This is a genomic window from Flavobacterium sp., assembly GCF_003525665.1.
GTDB lineage: Bacteria > Bacteroidota > Bacteroidia > Flavobacteriales > Flavobacteriaceae > Flavobacterium.
Genome location: NZ_DQDX01000066.1, coordinates 1 through 18,260 on the forward strand (window position 1 = coordinate 1; position 18,260 = coordinate 18,260).

Here is an 18,260-nt window from a genome sequence, read left to right on the forward strand (position 1 = left end):
CTGGAATTTCGCTCATAATCATTTTTACGCCGCGATCAACTAATTTGTCGTTGCTCAATTGCATATCGACCATTTTGTTGCCTTTTACTTTTCCAAGCTGAATCATCGTTGCAGTAGAAATCATGTTTAAAACTAATTTCTGAGCCGTTCCAGCTTTCATTCTAGAACTTCCGGTAACAAATTCAGGTCCAACGACAACCACAACAGGAAATTGTGCAGTCAATGCCAGCGGACTTCCATCATTGCAAGTTATACAACCTGTAGTGATATTATTTTCATGACATTTTTCTAAACCAGCAATTACATAAGGAGTTGTTCCCGATGCTGCAATTCCAATTACAACGTCGTTTTCATTAATGTTTTGTTCTTGTAAATCAATCCACGCTTGGGTTGTATTGTCTTCGGCATTTTCAACCGCTTTTCTAATGGCTTTGTCGCCACCAGCAATTATTCCGTTTACTAAATCAAATGGAACGCCAAAAGTTGGAGGACATTCCGATGCATCTACAATTCCTAATCTGCCTGAAGTTCCAGCGCCAATGTAGAAAAGTCGTCCGCCAATTTTCATTTTTTCAACAACTTTGGCAACTAGCAATTCTATTTGCGGCAACGCTTTTTCAACTGCCAACGGAACTGTTTTGTCTTCATTGTTAATATTAGACAACAATTCGGCAACCGACATTTTTTCTAAATGTTCGTATTTTGAGGATTGTTCGGTGGTTTTTGTGAAGTTCATGATTTCTATTTTAAAACGTGGTGTGCCAAAACACTTTGCACATCATAAACATTAACACCTTTATTGAATTGTTTCACAATACTAGGATTTACTTCGCTAGAAACCCAAATTTTCAATTCGGCTTCAAGGTCAAATGTTCCTGCAGTTTCAACACTAAATCGGGTAATGCTTTTGTATAAAATCGATTTGTATTCTACTTTACTTCCAGTGATTCCCTGTTTTTCGATTAAAATCAATCGTTTGTTGGTGAAAATAAAAGTATCTCTTATCAATTTGAAACCCAATTCAATTTGCTCACTATCAATTAAAAGTTTTCCGTAATCTTTAAGTAGTGTTTCTGAGTTAACAGCACCAGCATTTCCTAGTAAGGCAGAAAATAATCCCATGATAATTTTATTTTAGATTTAGTTTGTCAAATGTAAAAATAAAACTTCGGATTTACATAAAATAAGCCAAAACAATACCTAAAACAATAACTGTTAATTTGGCCAAATTAAATTTATGTCCTTCACTACTTTCAAAAATAATAGTGGATGAAATGTGAAATAAAATACCAATCACAATTCCTGAAATTTCGGTGTAATAATTGGATAAAAAAGAAAGGTTTTCGGCTGCAAAAGTTCCTAATGGTGTCATAAAAGCAAAAACCAACATGAAGAATAGAATGGCTTTTTTGTTCAATTGTGCGTTACTAAAAAACGTAGTTAAGATAATCGCAATAGGAAAGTGATGAATCGCAATGCCATATGCCAAATGATTGTGATTGCTAATTGGCATTCCTTCAAGAAGCGCGTGCAAACACAAACTAAAAAACAACAACCACGGAATGTGATTCATAGTATCGTGTCCATGAACGTGACCGTGTTCGGCACCTTTTGAGAAATATTCGAGTATAATTTGGAACACAATTCCAATCATTATAAACAGACCAATCGTTCCATTACCATGATTATGTTCTTCGTGATCATGATTATTTGCTTCATAAACTTCTGGAAGCAAATGCATTACTGTTAAGGAAAGCAAAAATGCACCACTAAAAGCCAATAGTAATTTTAAATTCTTCTTGCTCTTCGGACGAAGAAATAAGGCAATTATGAATCCTATAAGTACAGCTAATAACGGTAAAATGTAAATGGAATAATTCATCAGAAGTTTATGTTCAATATCTATTCTCTATATTCTATGTTCTATATTCTATTCTCTTACTTAAAAATCATAATCAAACGTTCGCTGTCTTTTTTATGAAATTTCTTCAGTTTATAATCACCAAAAATATCCAATAAGAAGATGCCTGCAGTTTCCATCATTTGAGTAAAATCTTCCAGAGTCAATGCTTTTACTTTTTCGGTAAAATGAAACTTTTCACCTTGATCTTCAAAATCGATTTCTTGCTAAATATGATTATCAGCAACGTAACGTTTTATGTGAAAATCAATTCCATCAACGGTTTTAACTTCTGTCGGAACTAAATTCGCAATCACCTGATTTACATTCATAAAATCAATTACTGCAAATCCGTATTCGGTCAAACTATCTTTAATAGCAACTAAAGTCTTTAAATTGTCTTCATCATTTTCGAAATAACCAAAGCTTGTAAACAAATTGAAAACAGCATCAAATTTATCTTCAAACGGTTCGCGCATGTCATGAACTTGAAAATGCAACGTATCATTAGCATTTTTACTCGCTTCGGCAATACTGTTTTCAGACAAATCGGCACCAAGTACATCAAATCCTAATTGGTTTAAATATATCGAGTGACGACCTTTTCCGCAAGCCAAATCAAGGACTTTTGCTTTTTCAGGTAAATTTAAATAATGCGTCAAATTGTCCATGAAAATCTGTGCTTCACGGTAATTTCTATCTTTATAAAGAATGTGGTAATATGGTGTATCAAACCAAGAGGCGAACCAATTGGATTGTTGATTGTTGATTTGTGATTGTTGATTTGTGATTTTTGACATTAATTCTTGTTCATAAAATTCTTAGCGTGCAAATTTAGTGTATTTTTGCAGAAGTTATTCCAAGTTTGAAGTTTGATATTTTAGAATTAAGATTTATTTGGGATTTATTATTTGATTATTGGATTTTATATAGATGGAAAATTTTAAAATGATTGCCAAAACCTTCTTTGGTTTTGAAGAAATATTAGCTCAAGAATTACGTGTTTTGGGCGCACAAGATGTTGAAATTGGAACTAGAATGGTAAGTTTCAAAGGTGACAAAGGATTTATGTACAAAGCCAATTTGTCGTTGCGAACTGCTTTAAAAATATTAAAACCAATTTACTATTTTAGAGCAAAAACCGATGCACTTTTATACAAAGGAATTCAAGGAATTGATTGGAGCAAGTATTTGAACGCTAACCAAACGTTTGTAATTGATACCACAATTCACTCTGATTTTTTTAAACACTCGCAATTTGTATCTCAAAAAGCAAAAGATGCTATTGTAGATCAATTTCGTGAAAAAACTGGCGTTCGTCCAAGTGTAGATAAAGATTTTCCCGATTTACGAATTAATATCCATATCGATAAAGACCAACTTTCGATAGCTTTGGATACTTCTGGAGCTTCGTTACACCAACGTGGTTATAAAACGGCTACCAATATTGCACCAATCAACGAAGTTCTTGCAGCAGGAATGTTAATACTTGCTGGTTGGGAAGGAAAAACCGATTTTCTAGATCCAATGTGTGGTTCGGGAACAATTCTTGCCGAAGCTGCGATGATTGCTTGTAATATTCCGGCAAACATCAACAGAAAAGAATTTGCGTTCGAAAAATGGAATGATTGGGATAACGATTTGTTTGATCAAATTATCGATGCTTTATTGAAACGAACACGCGAATTTCATTATACTATCAAAGGTTATGATAAAGCGCCAAGTGCTGTAGAAAAAGCTAAAGCAAATATTAAAAATGCTAATTTAGATGATTACGTAACAGTTTCTCAACAAAATTTCTTCGACACCAAAAAGGAAACTTCTGGACCTTTGCAAATGGTTTTCAATCCGCCATACGGTGAACGTTTGGATATTGATTTGGAGCGTTTTTACAGAGAAATGGGCGATACGATGAAACAAAATTATCCAGGTACGCATGCTTGGTTTATCACAGCAAATTTGGATGCATTGAAATTCGTCGGATTAAAACCTTCAAGAAAAATCAAACTTTTTAACGGAAGTTTAGAAGCAAGATTAGTGAAATACGAAATGTACGAAGGCAGTAAACGAACTAAGTTTCAGAATAGGGAAGAAGAGTAGTGGTCAGTGATCAGTGGTCAGTATTCAGTGATCAGTTTTCAGATCGCAGTTTTCAGATCGCAGTTTTCAGATTTCAGATACTATATAATACAATATACAATATACAATTTCATAAAAAATGAGTAAGAAGACAAAAGCATTCATTTATCAATTAATTTGTTTTGCAGTTTTATTTATTGCAGTACGTTTTTTAGTGGCAACTTATACTAATTTAACTGGATATTGGATTCCGTTAACAGCTTTTGTTGTGGGTACCATTTTGGCACCAAGATTTCAAGCAATCACTACAAGAGATGGTGAAAAGTTATTTATGAAATGGATTTTCATCAAAGGAATTAAAGAGATAAAATAATTACGAATAGTTCTAAAACTAAAATTCGCTAATCATCTGATAAATTATCAACGATGATTAGCGAATTTTTATTCTTGTGAAGATTACTTCTTCTTGCCGCTTTTCTTTTTCTTTTTCTTATCGTCTTTTTTCTCTTTAGCTTTTACAGTTGCTTTGTAAAGTGGTAAAAAGTAAGAAACAGTATAGTTAAAACCTACGCCAAAATCACCATCATACGTTCTATTGAAACCCGGAATGTATAGGTTATCGAAATTATCTGGTTTTTTATTGTTGAATAATCGGTTGATTCTAAAACTAAAACCAACAAAAACATTATTGAAAACTTCGGCCTTCATACCTGCAACAACTTCACCCCATTGCGCCGATAATCCACTAAATTTTTCTCCAGAAGGCGTAATTGGCTCCTCTCCAAAATGCGGATTCGGATTGTAAACTTGGTAATCATTTAATGTTTGACTAAACGAACTCACGCCATAACGCAAACCTACATAAATCATATTTTGCATTCCAAGCCAATTTTCATAGGCGTTGTAATCGAAACCTGCTTTTAAATACGATCCTTCGGTGGTGAAATTAAGTTGTGTGTCGTCAACAGTTTTGTTCTCGTTTCCTAGTTCTACTGCGATATAATGCTTTCGCGTCAATCTGTAATCTCCAACTAATTCCAATCCGCGATAGTCTTTTTCGTAAAACGAACGCGTTAACTTAAATAAATCGACACCAAAGCGAATACCATAACGTTCTGTTTTTGGTACAATAGTATCTTTTTTAAGTACTTCTTTTTCAGAAACTTTCTGTGCGATTCCTGAAAACGAAATCAGAACGACTACTAAACTAAAAATATATTTTAACATGTGTTTCATTTTCGTTTGCAATAGCGTTAGTTTCAATGTTTATTCCTTTAATCCATTCACTGTCAGGAGTAGTATTATCGGAATTAATTATTGGATTATTGTTTCTTAGAGTGAAAATAGTTTTATAGCCACAAGCTCTTGAAACATAAACATTTTCTCTTGTGTAATTTACTTCAAAAAAATCGACGTTTTCACCAGGTGCAGCTCCGTAATTTAAAGCAAATGAGTATTTTACAACGTCTTCTCCAGTTTTCAAAGGAAGTGAAAGTTTAGACGCATTCAATAAATAGCGCGCCTCATTCGTTTCAATCAAACTCTCATTAAATACTACAGATTTGTTAGTTAAAACTTCTGTCACTCTCAAATTCACCACATTTTTTTTTACAGTAGGATTTGCATCGTCATAGAATTCTATAATCAATCGAGGCGTAGTTGGTGTGTTTGGATCACAAATGTCATCTTTCTCACAACCAGAAAATGCAAATCCGATAAACAATAGCAAAAATATTTTTTTCATAAATTTTAATTTCAATCTAAATAAACTGAACACTGAACACTGAATACTGAACACTATTTTCTAAGTTCCAAAAGTACAACATTTTCAACGTGATGCGTTTGCGGAAACATATCTACAGGTCGCACACGAGTAACTTTGTACATTTCGTCCATCAAAGCCAAATCTCTTGCCTGTGTAGCCGAGTTACAACTTACGTAAACAATTTTTGGAGCGCCAGTTTTCAATAACATTTCTACAACGTCTTTGTGCATTCCATCTCTTGGTGGATCGGTGATGATTACATCTGGTTTGCCATGTTGCGCGATGAAATCGTCATTGAAAACGTTTTTCATATCTCCAACATAAAACTCACAATTGGTAATTTCATTGCGTTTGGCATTTTCTTTAGCATCGGCAATTGCTTCTGGAACGGCTTCTACACCAATTACTTTTTTAGCTTTTTTAGAAACGAACTGCGCAATAGTTCCAGTTCCGGTATATAAATCATAAACAACTTCATTTCCAGTTAATCCTGCAAAATCTCTAGTTATTTTGTATAATTCATACGCTTGGTCCGAATTGGTTTGGTAAAATGATTTGGCGTTGATAGAAAATTTCAAACCTTCCATTTCTTCCAAAATGTAATCTCTACCTTTATATAGTTTGATGTCTTGGTCGTATAAAGTGTCGTTTGCCTTGCTATTAATCACATATTGCAACGACGTAATTTGCGGAAACTTCTCATGTATAAAATTCATCAACAACTCACGATTGGCTTTATCATTTTCAAAAAACTGAATCAACACCATAATTTCACCAGTCGAAGCGGTTCTAATCATTAAAGTTCGCAACAAACCTTCATGATTTCTTGCATTGAAAAACGTCATATTATTTGCAACAGCAAATTCTTTAATCGAATTTCGAATTTCATTAGATGGATCTTCTTGCAAATGACATTTTTCAATATCCAAAATCTTGTCCCACATTCTAGGAATATGAAAACCCAATGCCGGATTTTTACTTAACGATTGGTCTTCGCTTTTAATTTCGGTTTCGTTTAACCAACGTGTATCCGAAAACCCGAATTCCATTTTATTTCTATAAAACAATTGTTTCTCCGAACCAAGAATCGGTTCAAAATCAGGCAATTCAATTTTTCCTATACGTTTTAGGTTGTTATAAACTTCTTGATTTTTATAAAATAATTGTTGCTCATACTTCATGTTCTGCCATTTGCAACCGCCACAAGCGCCAAAATGTTGGCACACAGGTTCAATTCTATTTTCAGAAAACGAGTGAAATTTAATGGCTTTACCTTCAAAATACGACTTGCGTTTCTTTAAAGTTTGCACATCAACCACATCGCCAGGCACAACGTTTGGTATAAAAATTACTTGTCCTTCTGGCGCTTTAGCAACCGAAACACCTTTCGCACCAGCATCAAGCACGGTAACATTTTCAAATATAACTTTGTCTGTCTTCTTTTTTCCCATGAGGCAAAAATAATGTATTGGTTTGTTTTTTGGATTGGGTTTTGGAAAATTTTATTTATTTTATGTTTTTATAAAAATTAGTTTCAAAATCAATATCCTAAAATTTAAAACAACAATGAATAAAAGTATTTTTATAATTTAGCAATTCACTTAATCCCGTTAGGGATTTAATATTGGTAGAAAAATTATTCGATTATACAAAAAGTCCCGTAGGGACGATATTTAAAAAATGGCAAATACCTATACACAAATACATGTTCAATTTGTTTTTGCAGTAAAATTCCGTAACGGACTAATCCATGCATCTTTCAAAGAGGAATTATATCAATATATTTCAGGTATAATCAAAGCTAACAATCATAAATTATTGGCTATAAATGGAATGCCTGACCATTTGCATATTTTCATAGGAATGCGACCTACACAATCAATTTCTGATTTATTGCAAGATATTAAAGGTAGTTCTTCCAAATGGATAAATGAAAAGAAATTTTTAAAAGTAAAATTTGAATGGCAAGAAGGTTATGGAGCATTTTCATATTCCAAATCACACGACAATAATGTCATTAATTACATTCAAAATCAAGAGAATCATCATAAAAAAGAAACTTTTAGAGAAGAATATCTGAAATTTTTAAAAGTATTCGAGATTGAATATGATGAACGTTATATTTTTAATGAGCCAATCTAAATATCATCCCTACGGGATTTTTTTTCTTGAGGAAGTTACTCTTTTACCCAGATTTTATCCCTACGGGATTAATAAAATGTAATTGATAAGAACTTGTGGTTTGCTTTCTGTAATTTTGCAATTATTCGATAAGAGTTAAAAAGATTGATAATTTAAGCAAATGAAACACCTAGCACTACTCCGCGGCATAAACGTCTCTGGACACAACATGATAAAAATGGAAGCGCTCAAAACTGCGTTAGAAGCCATTGGGTTTTCTAATGTGGTTACTTATATCCAAAGTGGAAATGTCTTTGTAGAAACTGAGGAAGAAAGTTCTTTTGGCGTTGGTTTCAAAATCAAACAAGAAATCTTCAAAACCTTTGGTCACGAAGTTCCTGTGATTGTAATTGGTAAAAACGATTTGGAGTTGTGTTTTAAAAACAATCCGTTTCTAAAGCAAAAAGATGTTGATACTAAAAAGTTGTATGTGGCTTTTATTTCAAAAGAATTGTCAAGTTCCGCTATAAACGAATTAAAAATAAGCCAATTCAAACCCGACGAAGCCGTAATCGACGGCAACAGAATCTTCATAAAATACGATATCGGCGCAGGAAAAACACGTTTAGACCAAAAATACATAGAGAAAAAACTAAACGTTACTGCAACCATCAGAAATTGGAATACGGTTACGAAGTTGTTGGAAATGTATGAGGAGGAAGTTTAAAGGTTTAAGAGTTTAAAAGTTTAAAGGTTTAAAAGTTTAAAAGAGGTTTTAGGAAATTTTTGAGTTATAAAACCTATTATTCTATTAGAAATAACAATAATTATATAACATTCAAGTCGGCATGATTTTTTAATTTTGGTAAAAATCTAAAAAACAACATCATGAAAAGAAATGCAACAGCCCAATGGCAAGGTTCAGTAAAAGAAGGAAAAGGTTCTCTTACTACTCAAAGTACGACTTTAAACAATACACAATATTCATTCAATTCACGTTTTGAAGAAGGCGTTGGAACAAATCCAGAAGAATTGGTTGCTGCTGCTCATTCTGGTTGTTTTACAATGCAATTGTCTGCATTTTTAACTGAAGACGGATTTACAGTAGAAAACATCCAAACCAAATGCGAAATCAATTTTCTTAATGGTGCAATTGTAGGTTCGCACTTAACGGTTGAAGCAAAAATTCCAGGAATTTCTGAAGAGGATTTCCAAGCTTTAGTTACAAAAGCAGAAAAAAATTGCCCAATTTCAAAATTATTGAATACCGAAATTACTTCAACAGCTACTTTAGTTTAATTGATTTAAAAAGTTAATAGAAACCTCATTTCTTTATTGAAGTGAGGTTTTTTTGTATTCAAAATAACGTAAATTAGCAAGAAATTAAAAATAGTTTTATGAAAGATAAAGCAACATTTGTGAGTGAAATTTCGGGTTTAGAATTTCCGACGAAGGAGCGCGTTTGGGGTGAATCAATTCGAATGCCAATTTTGAATTTTCTTAAAGTAGATTATCCCAATTTTGATAAAAGCAAATGCATCGCCGATAAAGAACTGAATATTTATCGAGAAAAATACATTTCAAAGTTTTTACAATCGGAAGTAGGTGAACTTTCAGATTTGCATAAAAATGTAATAAAATCATTGTCTGATGATAAATCCTTTGTATCTAAAGTTGAAGATGAAGTTGATAATAGAACAATTGGTCAAGTTATAGCTGATAAAGTTGCCGATTTTGGTGGAAGTTGGACGTTCATAATTTCGTTTTTTATCTTCATTATGATCTGGATAGCATCCAATGTTTACTTGCTTTTAAACAAAGGATTTGATCCCTATCCGTTTATTTTATTGAATTTGATTTTGTCTTGTTTGGCTGCGCTTCAAGCTCCGGTTATCATGATGAGCCAAAACCGTCAAGAAGAAAAAGACCGCGAAAGAGCCAAAAAAGATTACATGATTAACCTAAAATCGGAACTCGAAATTAGAATGCTCGACGAAAAACTAGATCATTTAATCATGCACCAACAACAAGAATTAATCGAAATTCAAAAAGTGCAAATCGAGATGATGAATGATATTTTAGAACGAATAAAGAAATAAAATCCAATTTTTTAAATTCCAAAATCCAAACTTGATGCTTCAATCTTCAAATTAGATTTATTTAGTATCGTAATTGGAATTTGGAATTTCTTTTTTTGTAATTTTGGCGACTATGGATGATTTCTCTCCACAAGAAGGAATTGATATTTTATTAAAAATCTGTAACGAGGTCAGATTAAAAAAGAAAAATTATGTCAGTTTTAGAAAAAATCAGCTCTGAAGAAATTATTTCGTTAGAAAATAAATACGGAGCACACAATTATCATCCGCTACCAGTAGTTTTGAGTAGAGGTGAAGGTGTTTATGTTTGGGATGTTGAAGGTAAAAAGTATTACGATTTCCTTTCGGCTTACTCAGCTGTAAATCAAGGGCATTGTCATCCAAAAATTATTGGTGCAATGGTGCAACAAGCGCAAACGTTAACATTAACTTCTCGTGCTTTTTACAACGATAAATTGGGTGTTTACGAAGAATACATCACAAAATATTTCGGATTTGATAAAGTACTTCCAATGAATACTGGTGCCGAAGCGGTCGAAACGGCTTTGAAACTTTGTAGAAAATGGGCGTATGAGAAAAAGGGAATTCATGAAAATGAAGCGCAAATAATTGTTTGCGACGGAAATTTCCACGGAAGAACTACAACTATCATTTCGTTTTCAAATGATGAAAATGCTAGAAAGAATTTCGGACCGTATACGGCAGGATTTATCAAAATTCCTTACGATGACATCGAAGCGTTAGAAAACGTGCTTAAATCGTCTGAAAACATCGCTGGTTTTCTTGTAGAACCTATTCAAGGCGAAGCCGGAGTTTATACACCAGCAGAGGATTATTTGGCGAAAGCTAAAGCACTTTGTGAAGCAAACAACGTTTTGTTTATTGCTGATGAGGTTCAAACAGGAATTGCAAGAACAGGTTCAATATTGGCAGTTTGCGGAAATTGTACTTGTGAAAATGCTTGTGAAAAACAATCAACTTACGTGGCTCCAGATATTTTAATTCTGGGTAAAGCCTTGTCTGGTGGAGCTTATCCAGTTTCGGCGGTTCTAGCAAATGACCACATTATGAATGTTATCAAACCAGGTCAACATGGTTCTACTTTTGGTGGAAATCCTATTGCTGGTGCAGTTGCCATTGCTGCTTTGGATGTTGTAAATGAAGAGAAATTGTCTCAAAATGCTCGTCGATTGGGTAAAATCTTCAGAGAAAAAATAGGCGAATTTGTTAAAACTTCAAATGTTGCAACTTTAGTTCGCGGAAAAGGTCTTTTAAATGCTATTGTAATCAACGATACAGAAGAAAGTGATACAGCTTGGAATATCTGTATGAGATTACGAGATAACGGATTATTAGCCAAACCAACGCACGGAAACATCATTCGTTTTGCGCCACCATTGGTTATGAATGAAGAACAATTGCTTGATTGCGTTTCAATCATCATCAATACGCTAAAAGAATTCGAAAAGTAATAAACCAACTAACCTAACCAATTTAAATATTTTTATGGAAAACCAAACCAATTTAGAATTAAATGCGCAAGCAGAAGATGCCTTAAGAGTCAGTGCCAAATGGTCGATGTTTCTTGCAATTATAGGTTTTATCGGGATTGCATTGATGGGGGTTTTAGCCTTTATCATGACAACTGCTATGTCTTCGATTCCTGATGATGTCTATGGTAATTCACCTTTTGGAGCAATGAAAGGTTTTGTTTCTGTAATTTATTTCTTTATGGCTGCTATTTATTTTGTGCCAGTGTATTATTTATTCAAATATGCCTCTGGTATGAAAGACGCTTTATCTTTTAGAAATTCTGATATGGTTTCTGAAGCTTTAGTTTTCCTTAAATCGCACCATAAATTTTTAGGAATAATGACTATCGTAATGATTTCATTATATATTTTCGCCGTCATCGGAATGGTAATCTATTTTGCCTCGATGGCCGCATCTGGTGGAATGTAAAACCTGTTTTATCAAATAAAAAAAAATCCGTTTAGAACTTCTAAACGGATTTTTTGTTTAATACAATTAATTATTTTGCATCTGTTTTAACATTTCCATCAATTGTTGTTGTTGTTCGATGTCTTTCCCGGTTACTTTCATATAAATGGCATATATTAATACGCATACACTCAATCCTAAACTTACAAAGTTTACAATTTTCCAAGTGTTTAAAGAACCTGGACTGTATTGTTCTGGATTTTCTGCTAAAAGTTTCTCTGATTTTCCAGCTAAGTAAATTCCAATTCCAGATAAAATGACGCCTAGAAGTCCACTTGTACAACAGCATCCAATAAAAGAGGTTAAGCCCAAAATCATTACAGCTTGTTCGTTAGGTAATTTTTGATTTTCCATAAAGTTAAATATTGATTAGTAATTAGTTTAAAATTTTATAAATGTAATTGATTAACATTATCACACCGTTAATTATTGCAAAATAAATAATGGCTTTATTGTAGTTTCTAGATTTATCAACAAAATGTAAAAATAGAATTATAAAAAAAATAATTAAGGTATAGATTGGAGGAAACATTTTAAAAGCACCTACAAAATCGCCTTGTAATAACAAATCGATTGATCGTTGTGTTCCGCACCCCATACATTCAACTCCAAAAAGTTTTTTGTTCATGCAAGGCAACATATAATCTTCCATTTCTAATATTTGATTTATTGTACAATGCTACAAATAATTTTTAAAATAACGATAACTGATTTAAGTTTTCTACATTTGAAATCTAAATTTTATAGCATGAAAAAGATTTTTATTCTAATTATGATTGTCGCTTTTGTGGTTGCTTTTTATGTTCCAAAAGGAGAGAAGTATAGTGTCATTGTGATGGCAATTGCAGTAGTGATTTTCATGTTCGGAATGATGAAATTAAGTTCTAAATTACCAAGTAAAAACGAAGACGAAGATGATGAAAACATTTAATATTGGCGATCAAGTTTCGGTGCTTGATGACGCAATTGATGGAGTAGTAGTAAAGGTAGAAAAAGACCAAATTACTATTGAAACAACCGATAATTTCTTGATGACATATTTTGTCAACGAGTTGATTAAAATAAACAATACCAGTAATTTAGATTATTTTAATAAAAGTGATAGTTTAGATAAAAAAAATATCGATAATCAACTCACAAGAAAGCAAATTGAGCTTCAAAAAAAGCTGGAAAAAGTAGAACGAGGTGTTCCAGAATTTGATTTGCACATTGAAAAATTAGTCAAAAATAAATCGGGTTTATCCAATTATGACATTCTAACTTTACAGATGGATACAGCCAAAAGACACATCGAATTTGCCATCAAAAATCGCATTCCGAAAATCGTTTTTATACATGGTGTTGGCGAAGGTGTTTTGAAGGCAGAACTCGATTTTTTATTGAATAGATACGACTCGATTTCTTTTCAAGATGGCAATTATCAAAAGTATGGTTTGGGTGCAACCGAAGTATATTTTAAACAAAATAGATCGCGCTAAAGCAAAATATAAGCACAAAAAAAACCTGTTTTACGAGTAGCAAAACAGGTTTTTTTAGGTTTTAAAGTGAAGATTTATTGAATAAAACTTCCATAAATATAATCGTCTCCAAGGTAAAATTCACTTCCGTTTCTATTGAAAGTTACTTTTTTCAGATGGATTGTATGTTGAAATTGGGAACCCAAAGTAGTCGTGACAACTTCAATTATTCCACTAGTTGCTGTTACGCCATCTTTTGCATTCCAAATCTGACTTGCAGCTGGTGTTGTTGGCGCAGTCGTTGTGCAAAAGTTAGCAGAGGTCAATCCTCCAGCATTATATAAAGTGTAAGTTACTTTGTTTGTCGCGCTAATTAAAGCTGTTTGCGTTCCAGATGCAGCTGGAAAAAAGGTAGGATCTAGGTTTAGAACTAATGCTTCGCTTCCGCTAGTGTTGTAAACCGTGTTGCCAGAGGTGCATTTTTCAACCTCATCATCGAATGCAAAGGGTAGCGTTTCACTTGATAGAAGGTCTTTAGCGTAGCTTCCGAATACATAAGTTTCAAAAAATTGTTCACCGTTAGGTTTGTCAAAGGTTACATTTTTAAAAACAATTGCGTGATTATAACCTTTAATTTTAGTAGCATTTCCTGAAGTTAATGTGGTGTTTGGAACTAAAATAGGTGTTGTTGTAATTTGGATTACACCTGATGTTGCAACCCATTCTTCAGTAACATTTGGACTGCTTGGCGGAATGGTAGAACATACATTTTCGTTTTCAATTGTACCCGAATAAGAGCGATAAATCACTTTATTATCTCCACCAATTGTAAATTGTCTTGGCTCGCCAAATGGAGTTACAGTGCCAATAAAAGCATTCTCATCTTCAGGAATTTCAATTATTAAAACTTCATTTTCTTTAATCTTATATACTAAACCGTTTATTTCACATTTTGTTGCTGTTACATCTGCAAAATCGATGGTTTCAATAATCAAATCACCATCGTCACAACCATTTAAAAGAAACATAAAAGCAAATAATCCAATAATTTTTTTCATTTCAATAGAATTTGAGGCAAAAATAGAAATTTTACGCATTAATCATTCTATTTATCATTTAATTAACGAAGAGTTTTATATTTGCACAATGAAAAAAATATACCTAGATAACGCAGCTACAACACCTTTACGACATGAAGTTATAGAGGAAATGATGTTGGTTTTACAGGAAAACTTCGGAAATCCATCATCAACACATAGCTTTGGAAGAAGCGCAAAGACCATTTTAGAAACTTCTAGAAAATCAATTTCTAAACTATTAGGATGTGCAGCACAAGAACTAATTTTTACTTCAAATGCCACTGAAGCAACCAATTGGATTTTAAAAAGTGCCGTAAGAGATTTAAAAATTGAACGAATTATTACCAGTAAAATCGAGCATCACGCCACAGTATACACGGTAAAATATTTGCAGAAACAATTCGGAATTGAAGTCGATTATGTAAATATTCTTCCGAGTGGAGCGATTGATATTTCACATTTGGTTCAGTTGTTAGGCAAAAATGGTACTACAATTGTTACGTTAATGCACGTTAATAACGAAATAGGAACTGTTTTAGACATCGAAAAAGTAGGTAGAATTTGCCATCAACACAATGCCTTATTTCATTGTGATACAGTGCAATCCATCGGGAAAACGGAATTTAATTTGCACGAACTTCCAGTAGATTTTATCGTTGCAAGTGCGCACAAATTTCACGGACCAAAAGGCGCCGGATTTGCTTATGTAAAAAAAGGAATTCTTTTGCAACCACTTTTTTATGGTGGCGAACAAGAAAAAGGATTGCGCGCAGGAACAGAAGCTGTGCATCAAATTGCAGGAATGGCAAAAGCTTTAGAGTTGTGTTACCAAGATTTAGAATCAGAGCGTTTGTATATTTCTGATTTAAAAATGTATTGTCAGCAACAATTACAATTGAGTTTCCCAGATATTAAAATCAACGGAGAAGACACTTTTTATAATATTCTGAATGTTTTATTACCTTTTTCGGAAGAGAAAACCGCTATGATTCTATTCAATTTGGATATGAAAGGTATTGCAGTTTCTCGCGGAAGTGCTTGCCAAAGCGGCAGTGTAAAGCCTTCGCACGTTTTAGCCGAAATTGTTCCAGAAGAAGATTTGAAAAAACCAAGTCTGCGAATTTCGTTCAGTCATTACAACACTAAAGAAGAAATTGATTCCTTAATTGATGGTTTAAAAGGAATTTAAAGATTCTGGAATCATTTTTATTTTGAATAATTATTTATAAAACGCACTATAGTTTTTTTCTATTAAAATTTTATTTCCAATAGTATTTAAATTAGTAACTTCGTAAAAAGTTTATACTAATCAATCTTATTATATGGAAAATAACAACAATCAAAACGCTTCTGAAAGCCAAACTAGTTACAACGTAAATAGTGGCGCAAAATGTCCGTTTTCAGGTACAGCAGCTAAACAAGGCGCTGGTAACGGAACAAGAAATACTGACTGGTGGCCAAATCAGTTAAAAGTTAATATTTTACGTCAGCATTCTAATTTGTCCAATCCTATGGATGAATCGTTTAATTATGCTGAAGAATTCAAAAGTCTTGATTTGAATGCGCTGAAAAGAGACATTTTCGATTTAATGACTACTTCTCAAGATTGGTGGCCAGCAGATTATGGTCATTATGGACCTTTCTTCATTAGAATGGCTTGGCACAGTGCTGGAACTTACAGAATTGCCGATGGTCGCGGTGGCGCAGGTGCAGGAACACAACGATTTGCTCCATTGAATAGCTGGCCAGATAACGCCAACTTAGACAAGGCACGTTTATTACTTTGGCCAATCAAACAAAAATACGGTAAGAAAATTTCTTGGGCAGATTTAATGGTTTTAGCAGGAAACTGTGCTTTGGAATCTATGGGTTTCAATACCTTCGGATTTGCTGGCGGACGTGAAGATGTTTGGGAACCACAAGAAGATATTTATTGGGGTTCTGAAGGTAAATGGCTTGACGACCAACGTTATACTGCCGACCGACAATTGGAAAATCCTTTGGCTGCAGTGCAAATGGGATTGATTTACGTAAATCCAGAAGGACCAAACGGAACTCCAGATCCTTTAGCTTCGGCACGTGATATTCGTGAAACATTTGCTCGTATGGCAATGAATGACGAAGAAACGGTTGCGCTTATTGCTGGTGGACACACTTTTGGAAAAACGCATGGTGCTGCCGACCCAAGTCAATATGTTGGTCCAGAACCAGCTGCAGCAGGAATTGAAGAACAAAGTATGGGTTGGAAAAACAGCTTCGGAAGTGGAAATGGCGTTCATACCATCACTAGCGGATTAGAAGGTGCGTGGACGACAACTCCAGCACAATGGAGCAATAATTATTTTGAAAATTTATTTGGTTTCGAATGGGAATTAACTAAAAGTCCGGCTGGCGCACACCAGTGGAAACCAAAAGATGGAGCAGGAGCAGGAACGGTTCCAGATGCACACGATCCTTCGTTACGTCACGCTCCAACTATGTTAACTACCGATATCGCTTTACGAGTAGATCCAATATACGAACCAATTTCTAGACGTTTTCTAGAAAATCCAGATCAATTGGCCGATGCTTTTGCTCGTGCTTGGTTCAAATTGACGCACCGTGATATGGGACCAATTGCTCGTTATTTAGGTCCAGAAGTTCCTCAAGAAGAGTTAATTTGGCAAGATCCAGTTCCGGCTGTTACACACCAATTGGTTGATGCGAATGATGTTGCTCACTTAAAATCACAAATTTTAGCTTCTGGTTTGAGTGTTTCACAATTGGTTGGAACCGCTTGGGCTTCGGCTTCTACTTTTAGAGGTTCAGACAAACGTGGTGGTGCCAATGGTGCGCGAGTTCGTTTGCTTCCACAAAGAAATTGGGATGTGAATAACCCAACGCAATTGGCTCATGTATTGACGGTTTTAGAAGGAATTAAAGACGATTTTAATAGAAATTTTACTGGTGAAAAACAGGTTTCTATTGCCGATTTAATTGTTTTGGCTGGTTGCGCCGGAGTTGAAAAAGCGGCTCAAAATGCTGGTTATACTGTTTCAGTTCCGTTTACACCAGGTAGAACGGATGCTTCTCAAGAGCAAACCGATATCGAATCATTTGCTGTTTTAGAACCAGAAGCCGATGGTTTTAGAAATTACATGAAAACACAATACACGGTTTCGGCAGAAGAAATGCTGATTGACAAAGCACAATTACTAACGTTAACAGCACCAGAATTAACGGCACTTGTAGGCGGAATGCGCGTTTTAAATGTGAATTTTGATCAATCTACTCATGGCGTATTTACGAAACGTCCTGAGACGTTGACGAATGATTTCTTTGTGAATTTATTAGATTTTGGAACGACTTGGAAAGCAAGTTCAAGTTCTCAAGATGTTTTTGAAGGTCGCGATCGCAAAACCGGACAAGTAAAATGGACCGGAACTAGAGTAGATTTAATATTTGGTTCCAACTCAGAGCTTCGCGCTGTTGCCGAAGTATATGCTTGCAACGATGCACAAGAGAAATTCATAAATCACTTTGTTGCCGCTTGGAATAAAGTAATGAATTTAGACCGATTTGATTTAGTATAATTCTCTTTTTATATAGTTTTAAATTAGGAAAAGGCAGTCGTGAAGGCTGCCTTTTTTGTGGTTACTATGATAGAATTTCTTGAAGTTTAACAAAAAATAAACATCCATTAAATCTCCCGAAAATTCGGGATAAAAGAGGTTATTTTTTATAATTTACAATGTTATTTTTTAAAAAATGGTGGTTGTG

21 protein-coding genes and 1 pseudogene are annotated in these 18,260 nt (G+C 34.0%); 12 read left to right on the top strand and 10 right to left on the bottom strand.

Annotation, left to right across the window (positions count from 1 at the left end; genetic code table 11):
* From murQ to DIU01_RS04550, 4 genes and pseudogenes are all read right to left on the bottom strand, one after another.
* Window positions 1-736: N-acetylmuramic acid 6-phosphate etherase (gene murQ / locus DIU01_RS04535; RefSeq protein WP_290832057.1), on the bottom strand; the 736-nt coding region annotated here is incomplete at its 3' end.
* Window positions 737-741: 5 nt separating this feature from the next.
* On the bottom strand, window positions 742-1,122 hold the full coding sequence (locus DIU01_RS04540; RefSeq protein ID WP_290832058.1) for a PH domain-containing protein: 381 nt from the start codon (window positions 1,120-1,122) through the stop codon (window positions 742-744).
* Between the two features lie 52 nt (window positions 1,123-1,174).
* A complete protein-coding gene (locus DIU01_RS04545; RefSeq protein ID WP_290832059.1) occupies window positions 1,175-1,882 on the bottom strand; it encodes a ZIP family metal transporter in 708 nt (235 codons plus the stop codon).
* 56 nt (window positions 1,883-1,938) lie between these two features.
* Window positions 1,939-2,700 (bottom strand): annotated as a pseudogene (locus tag DIU01_RS04550) (class I SAM-dependent methyltransferase).
* A 133-nt stretch (window positions 2,701-2,833) separates the two neighbouring features.
* Here DIU01_RS04550 and DIU01_RS04555 point away from each other — a divergent pair.
* Window positions 2,834-4,000, top strand: a complete 1,167-nt coding sequence (locus tag DIU01_RS04555) for a THUMP domain-containing protein (protein ID WP_290832060.1) — start codon at window positions 2,834-2,836, stop codon at window positions 3,998-4,000.
* Between the two features lie 118 nt (window positions 4,001-4,118).
* The gene (locus DIU01_RS04560) at window positions 4,119-4,352 is read left to right on the top strand and encodes a hypothetical protein (RefSeq protein WP_290832061.1); all 234 of its coding nucleotides are present in this window, start codon (window positions 4,119-4,121) and stop codon (window positions 4,350-4,352) included.
* Window positions 4,353-4,435: 83 nt separating this feature from the next.
* Here DIU01_RS04560 and DIU01_RS04565 read toward each other — a convergent pair whose 3' ends face one another.
* Genes DIU01_RS04565 through rlmD form a run of 3 tightly spaced genes read right to left on the bottom strand, consistent with a single transcriptional unit; the run spans window position 4,436 to window position 7,195 of the window.
* Complete coding sequence (locus DIU01_RS04565) at window positions 4,436-5,206, bottom strand: DUF6048 family protein (protein WP_290832062.1); 771 nt, start codon at window positions 5,204-5,206, stop codon at window positions 4,436-4,438.
* Window positions 5,187-5,723 (bottom strand): DUF6452 family protein, encoded by a 537-nt coding sequence (locus DIU01_RS04570; protein WP_290832063.1) that lies wholly within the window; start codon window positions 5,721-5,723, stop codon window positions 5,187-5,189. Before DIU01_RS04570 ends, DIU01_RS04565 begins: the two co-directional genes overlap by 20 nt.
* A 53-nt stretch (window positions 5,724-5,776) precedes the next feature.
* Window positions 5,777-7,195: a 23S rRNA (uracil(1939)-C(5))-methyltransferase RlmD gene (gene rlmD, locus DIU01_RS04575; protein WP_290832064.1), complete on the bottom strand. Its 1,419-nt coding sequence runs from the start codon at window positions 7,193-7,195 to the stop codon at window positions 5,777-5,779.
* Between the two features lie 229 nt (window positions 7,196-7,424).
* On the opposite strand from rlmD, the gene tnpA reads away from it, so the two are divergent.
* The 6 genes from tnpA (at window position 7,425) to DIU01_RS04605 (ending at window position 11,926) form a co-directional block, all read left to right on the top strand.
* Window positions 7,425-7,886: an IS200/IS605 family transposase gene (gene tnpA, locus DIU01_RS04580; protein WP_290832065.1), complete on the top strand. Its 462-nt coding sequence runs from the start codon at window positions 7,425-7,427 to the stop codon at window positions 7,884-7,886.
* Window positions 7,887-8,046: 160 nt separating this feature from the next.
* Window positions 8,047-8,592: a DUF1697 domain-containing protein gene (locus DIU01_RS04585; protein ID WP_290832066.1), complete on the top strand. Its 546-nt coding sequence runs from the start codon at window positions 8,047-8,049 to the stop codon at window positions 8,590-8,592.
* 161 nt (window positions 8,593-8,753) lie between these two features.
* Window positions 8,754-9,164, top strand: coding sequence for an OsmC family protein (locus tag DIU01_RS04590; protein ID WP_290832067.1), 411 nt, complete (start codon window positions 8,754-8,756; stop codon window positions 9,162-9,164).
* A 98-nt stretch (window positions 9,165-9,262) separates the two neighbouring features.
* Window positions 9,263-9,964, top strand: a complete 702-nt coding sequence (locus DIU01_RS04595; protein ID WP_290832068.1) for a DUF1003 domain-containing protein — start codon at window positions 9,263-9,265, stop codon at window positions 9,962-9,964.
* A 191-nt stretch (window positions 9,965-10,155) separates the two neighbouring features.
* Window positions 10,156-11,436, top strand: a complete 1,281-nt coding sequence (gene rocD / locus DIU01_RS04600) for an ornithine--oxo-acid transaminase (protein WP_290832069.1) — start codon at window positions 10,156-10,158, stop codon at window positions 11,434-11,436.
* Between the two features lie 34 nt (window positions 11,437-11,470).
* Window positions 11,471-11,926 carry a hypothetical protein gene (locus tag DIU01_RS04605; protein ID WP_290832070.1) on the top strand — a complete coding sequence of 152 codons (456 nt, stop codon included), beginning with the start codon at window positions 11,471-11,473 and terminating at the stop codon, window positions 11,924-11,926.
* A gap of 66 nt (window positions 11,927-11,992) precedes the next feature.
* Here the strand turns inward: DIU01_RS04605 and DIU01_RS04610 are convergent, their stop codons facing one another.
* Both DIU01_RS04610 and DIU01_RS04615 read right to left on the bottom strand, forming a co-directional pair.
* Window positions 11,993-12,319, bottom strand: coding sequence for a CCC motif membrane protein (locus tag DIU01_RS04610; RefSeq protein ID WP_290832071.1), 327 nt, complete (start codon window positions 12,317-12,319; stop codon window positions 11,993-11,995).
* Between the two features lie 22 nt (window positions 12,320-12,341).
* The gene (locus tag DIU01_RS04615; protein WP_290832072.1) at window positions 12,342-12,617 is read right to left on the bottom strand and encodes a DUF2752 domain-containing protein; all 276 of its coding nucleotides are present in this window, start codon (window positions 12,615-12,617) and stop codon (window positions 12,342-12,344) included.
* A 96-nt stretch (window positions 12,618-12,713) separates the two neighbouring features.
* Here DIU01_RS04615 and DIU01_RS04620 point away from each other — a divergent pair, with 96 nt between their 5' ends.
* A complete protein-coding gene (locus tag DIU01_RS04620) occupies window positions 12,714-12,896 on the top strand; it encodes a hypothetical protein (RefSeq protein WP_290832073.1) in 183 nt (60 codons plus the stop codon).
* Window positions 12,883-13,443, top strand: a complete 561-nt coding sequence (locus DIU01_RS04625) for a Smr/MutS family protein (protein ID WP_290832090.1) — start codon at window positions 12,883-12,885, stop codon at window positions 13,441-13,443. The genes DIU01_RS04620 and DIU01_RS04625 overlap by 14 nt, the downstream gene beginning before the upstream one ends.
* Window positions 13,444-13,517: 74 nt before the next feature.
* On the opposite strand, the gene DIU01_RS04630 is transcribed toward DIU01_RS04625, so the two are convergent.
* A complete protein-coding gene (locus tag DIU01_RS04630) occupies window positions 13,518-14,480 on the bottom strand; it encodes a hypothetical protein (protein ID WP_290832074.1) in 963 nt (320 codons plus the stop codon).
* Window positions 14,481-14,568: 88 nt separating this feature from the next.
* Between DIU01_RS04630 and DIU01_RS04635 the strand changes: the two genes are divergently transcribed.
* Window positions 14,569-15,690, top strand: coding sequence for a cysteine desulfurase family protein (locus DIU01_RS04635; RefSeq protein WP_290832075.1), 1,122 nt, complete (start codon window positions 14,569-14,571; stop codon window positions 15,688-15,690).
* A 133-nt stretch (window positions 15,691-15,823) separates the two neighbouring features.
* Complete coding sequence (gene katG / locus DIU01_RS04640; RefSeq protein WP_290832076.1) at window positions 15,824-18,073, top strand: catalase/peroxidase HPI; 2,250 nt, start codon at window positions 15,824-15,826, stop codon at window positions 18,071-18,073.
* Window positions 18,074-18,260 lie beyond the last annotated feature (187 nt).

What these genes read in the sequence shown, in the direction of transcription:
- DIU01_RS04540 (WP_290832058.1), bottom strand. Translation starts at nt 1,122, where the DNA reads ATGGGATTATTTTCTGCCTTACTAGGAAATGCTGGTGCTGTTAACTCA.
- DIU01_RS04545 (WP_290832059.1), bottom strand. Translation starts at nt 1,882, where the DNA reads ATGAATTATTCCATTTACATTTTACCGTTATTAGCTGTACTTATAGGA.
- DIU01_RS04555 (WP_290832060.1), top strand. Translation starts at nt 2,834, where the DNA reads ATGGAAAATTTTAAAATGATTGCCAAAACCTTCTTTGGTTTTGAAGAA.
- DIU01_RS04560 (WP_290832061.1), top strand. Translation starts at nt 4,119, where the DNA reads ATGAGTAAGAAGACAAAAGCATTCATTTATCAATTAATTTGTTTTGCA.
- DIU01_RS04565 (WP_290832062.1), bottom strand. Translation starts at nt 5,206, where the DNA reads ATGTTAAAATATATTTTTAGTTTAGTAGTCGTTCTGATTTCGTTTTCA.
- DIU01_RS04570 (WP_290832063.1), bottom strand. Translation starts at nt 5,723, where the DNA reads ATGAAAAAAATATTTTTGCTATTGTTTATCGGATTTGCATTTTCTGGT.
- rlmD (WP_290832064.1), bottom strand. Translation starts at nt 7,195, where the DNA reads ATGGGAAAAAAGAAGACAGACAAAGTTATATTTGAAAATGTTACCGTG.
- tnpA (WP_290832065.1), top strand. Translation starts at nt 7,425, where the DNA reads ATGGCAAATACCTATACACAAATACATGTTCAATTTGTTTTTGCAGTA.
- DIU01_RS04585 (WP_290832066.1), top strand. Translation starts at nt 8,047, where the DNA reads ATGAAACACCTAGCACTACTCCGCGGCATAAACGTCTCTGGACACAAC.
- DIU01_RS04590 (WP_290832067.1), top strand. Translation starts at nt 8,754, where the DNA reads ATGAAAAGAAATGCAACAGCCCAATGGCAAGGTTCAGTAAAAGAAGGA.
- DIU01_RS04595 (WP_290832068.1), top strand. Translation starts at nt 9,263, where the DNA reads ATGAAAGATAAAGCAACATTTGTGAGTGAAATTTCGGGTTTAGAATTT.
- rocD (WP_290832069.1), top strand. Translation starts at nt 10,156, where the DNA reads ATGTCAGTTTTAGAAAAAATCAGCTCTGAAGAAATTATTTCGTTAGAA.
- DIU01_RS04605 (WP_290832070.1), top strand. Translation starts at nt 11,471, where the DNA reads ATGGAAAACCAAACCAATTTAGAATTAAATGCGCAAGCAGAAGATGCC.
- DIU01_RS04610 (WP_290832071.1), bottom strand. Translation starts at nt 12,319, where the DNA reads ATGGAAAATCAAAAATTACCTAACGAACAAGCTGTAATGATTTTGGGC.
- DIU01_RS04615 (WP_290832072.1), bottom strand. Translation starts at nt 12,617, where the DNA reads ATGGAAGATTATATGTTGCCTTGCATGAACAAAAAACTTTTTGGAGTT.
- DIU01_RS04620 (WP_290832073.1), top strand. Translation starts at nt 12,714, where the DNA reads ATGAAAAAGATTTTTATTCTAATTATGATTGTCGCTTTTGTGGTTGCT.
- DIU01_RS04625 (WP_290832090.1), top strand. Translation starts at nt 12,883, where the DNA reads ATGAAAACATTTAATATTGGCGATCAAGTTTCGGTGCTTGATGACGCA.
- DIU01_RS04630 (WP_290832074.1), bottom strand. Translation starts at nt 14,480, where the DNA reads ATGAAAAAAATTATTGGATTATTTGCTTTTATGTTTCTTTTAAATGGT.
- DIU01_RS04635 (WP_290832075.1), top strand. Translation starts at nt 14,569, where the DNA reads ATGAAAAAAATATACCTAGATAACGCAGCTACAACACCTTTACGACAT.
- katG (WP_290832076.1), top strand. Translation starts at nt 15,824, where the DNA reads ATGGAAAATAACAACAATCAAAACGCTTCTGAAAGCCAAACTAGTTAC.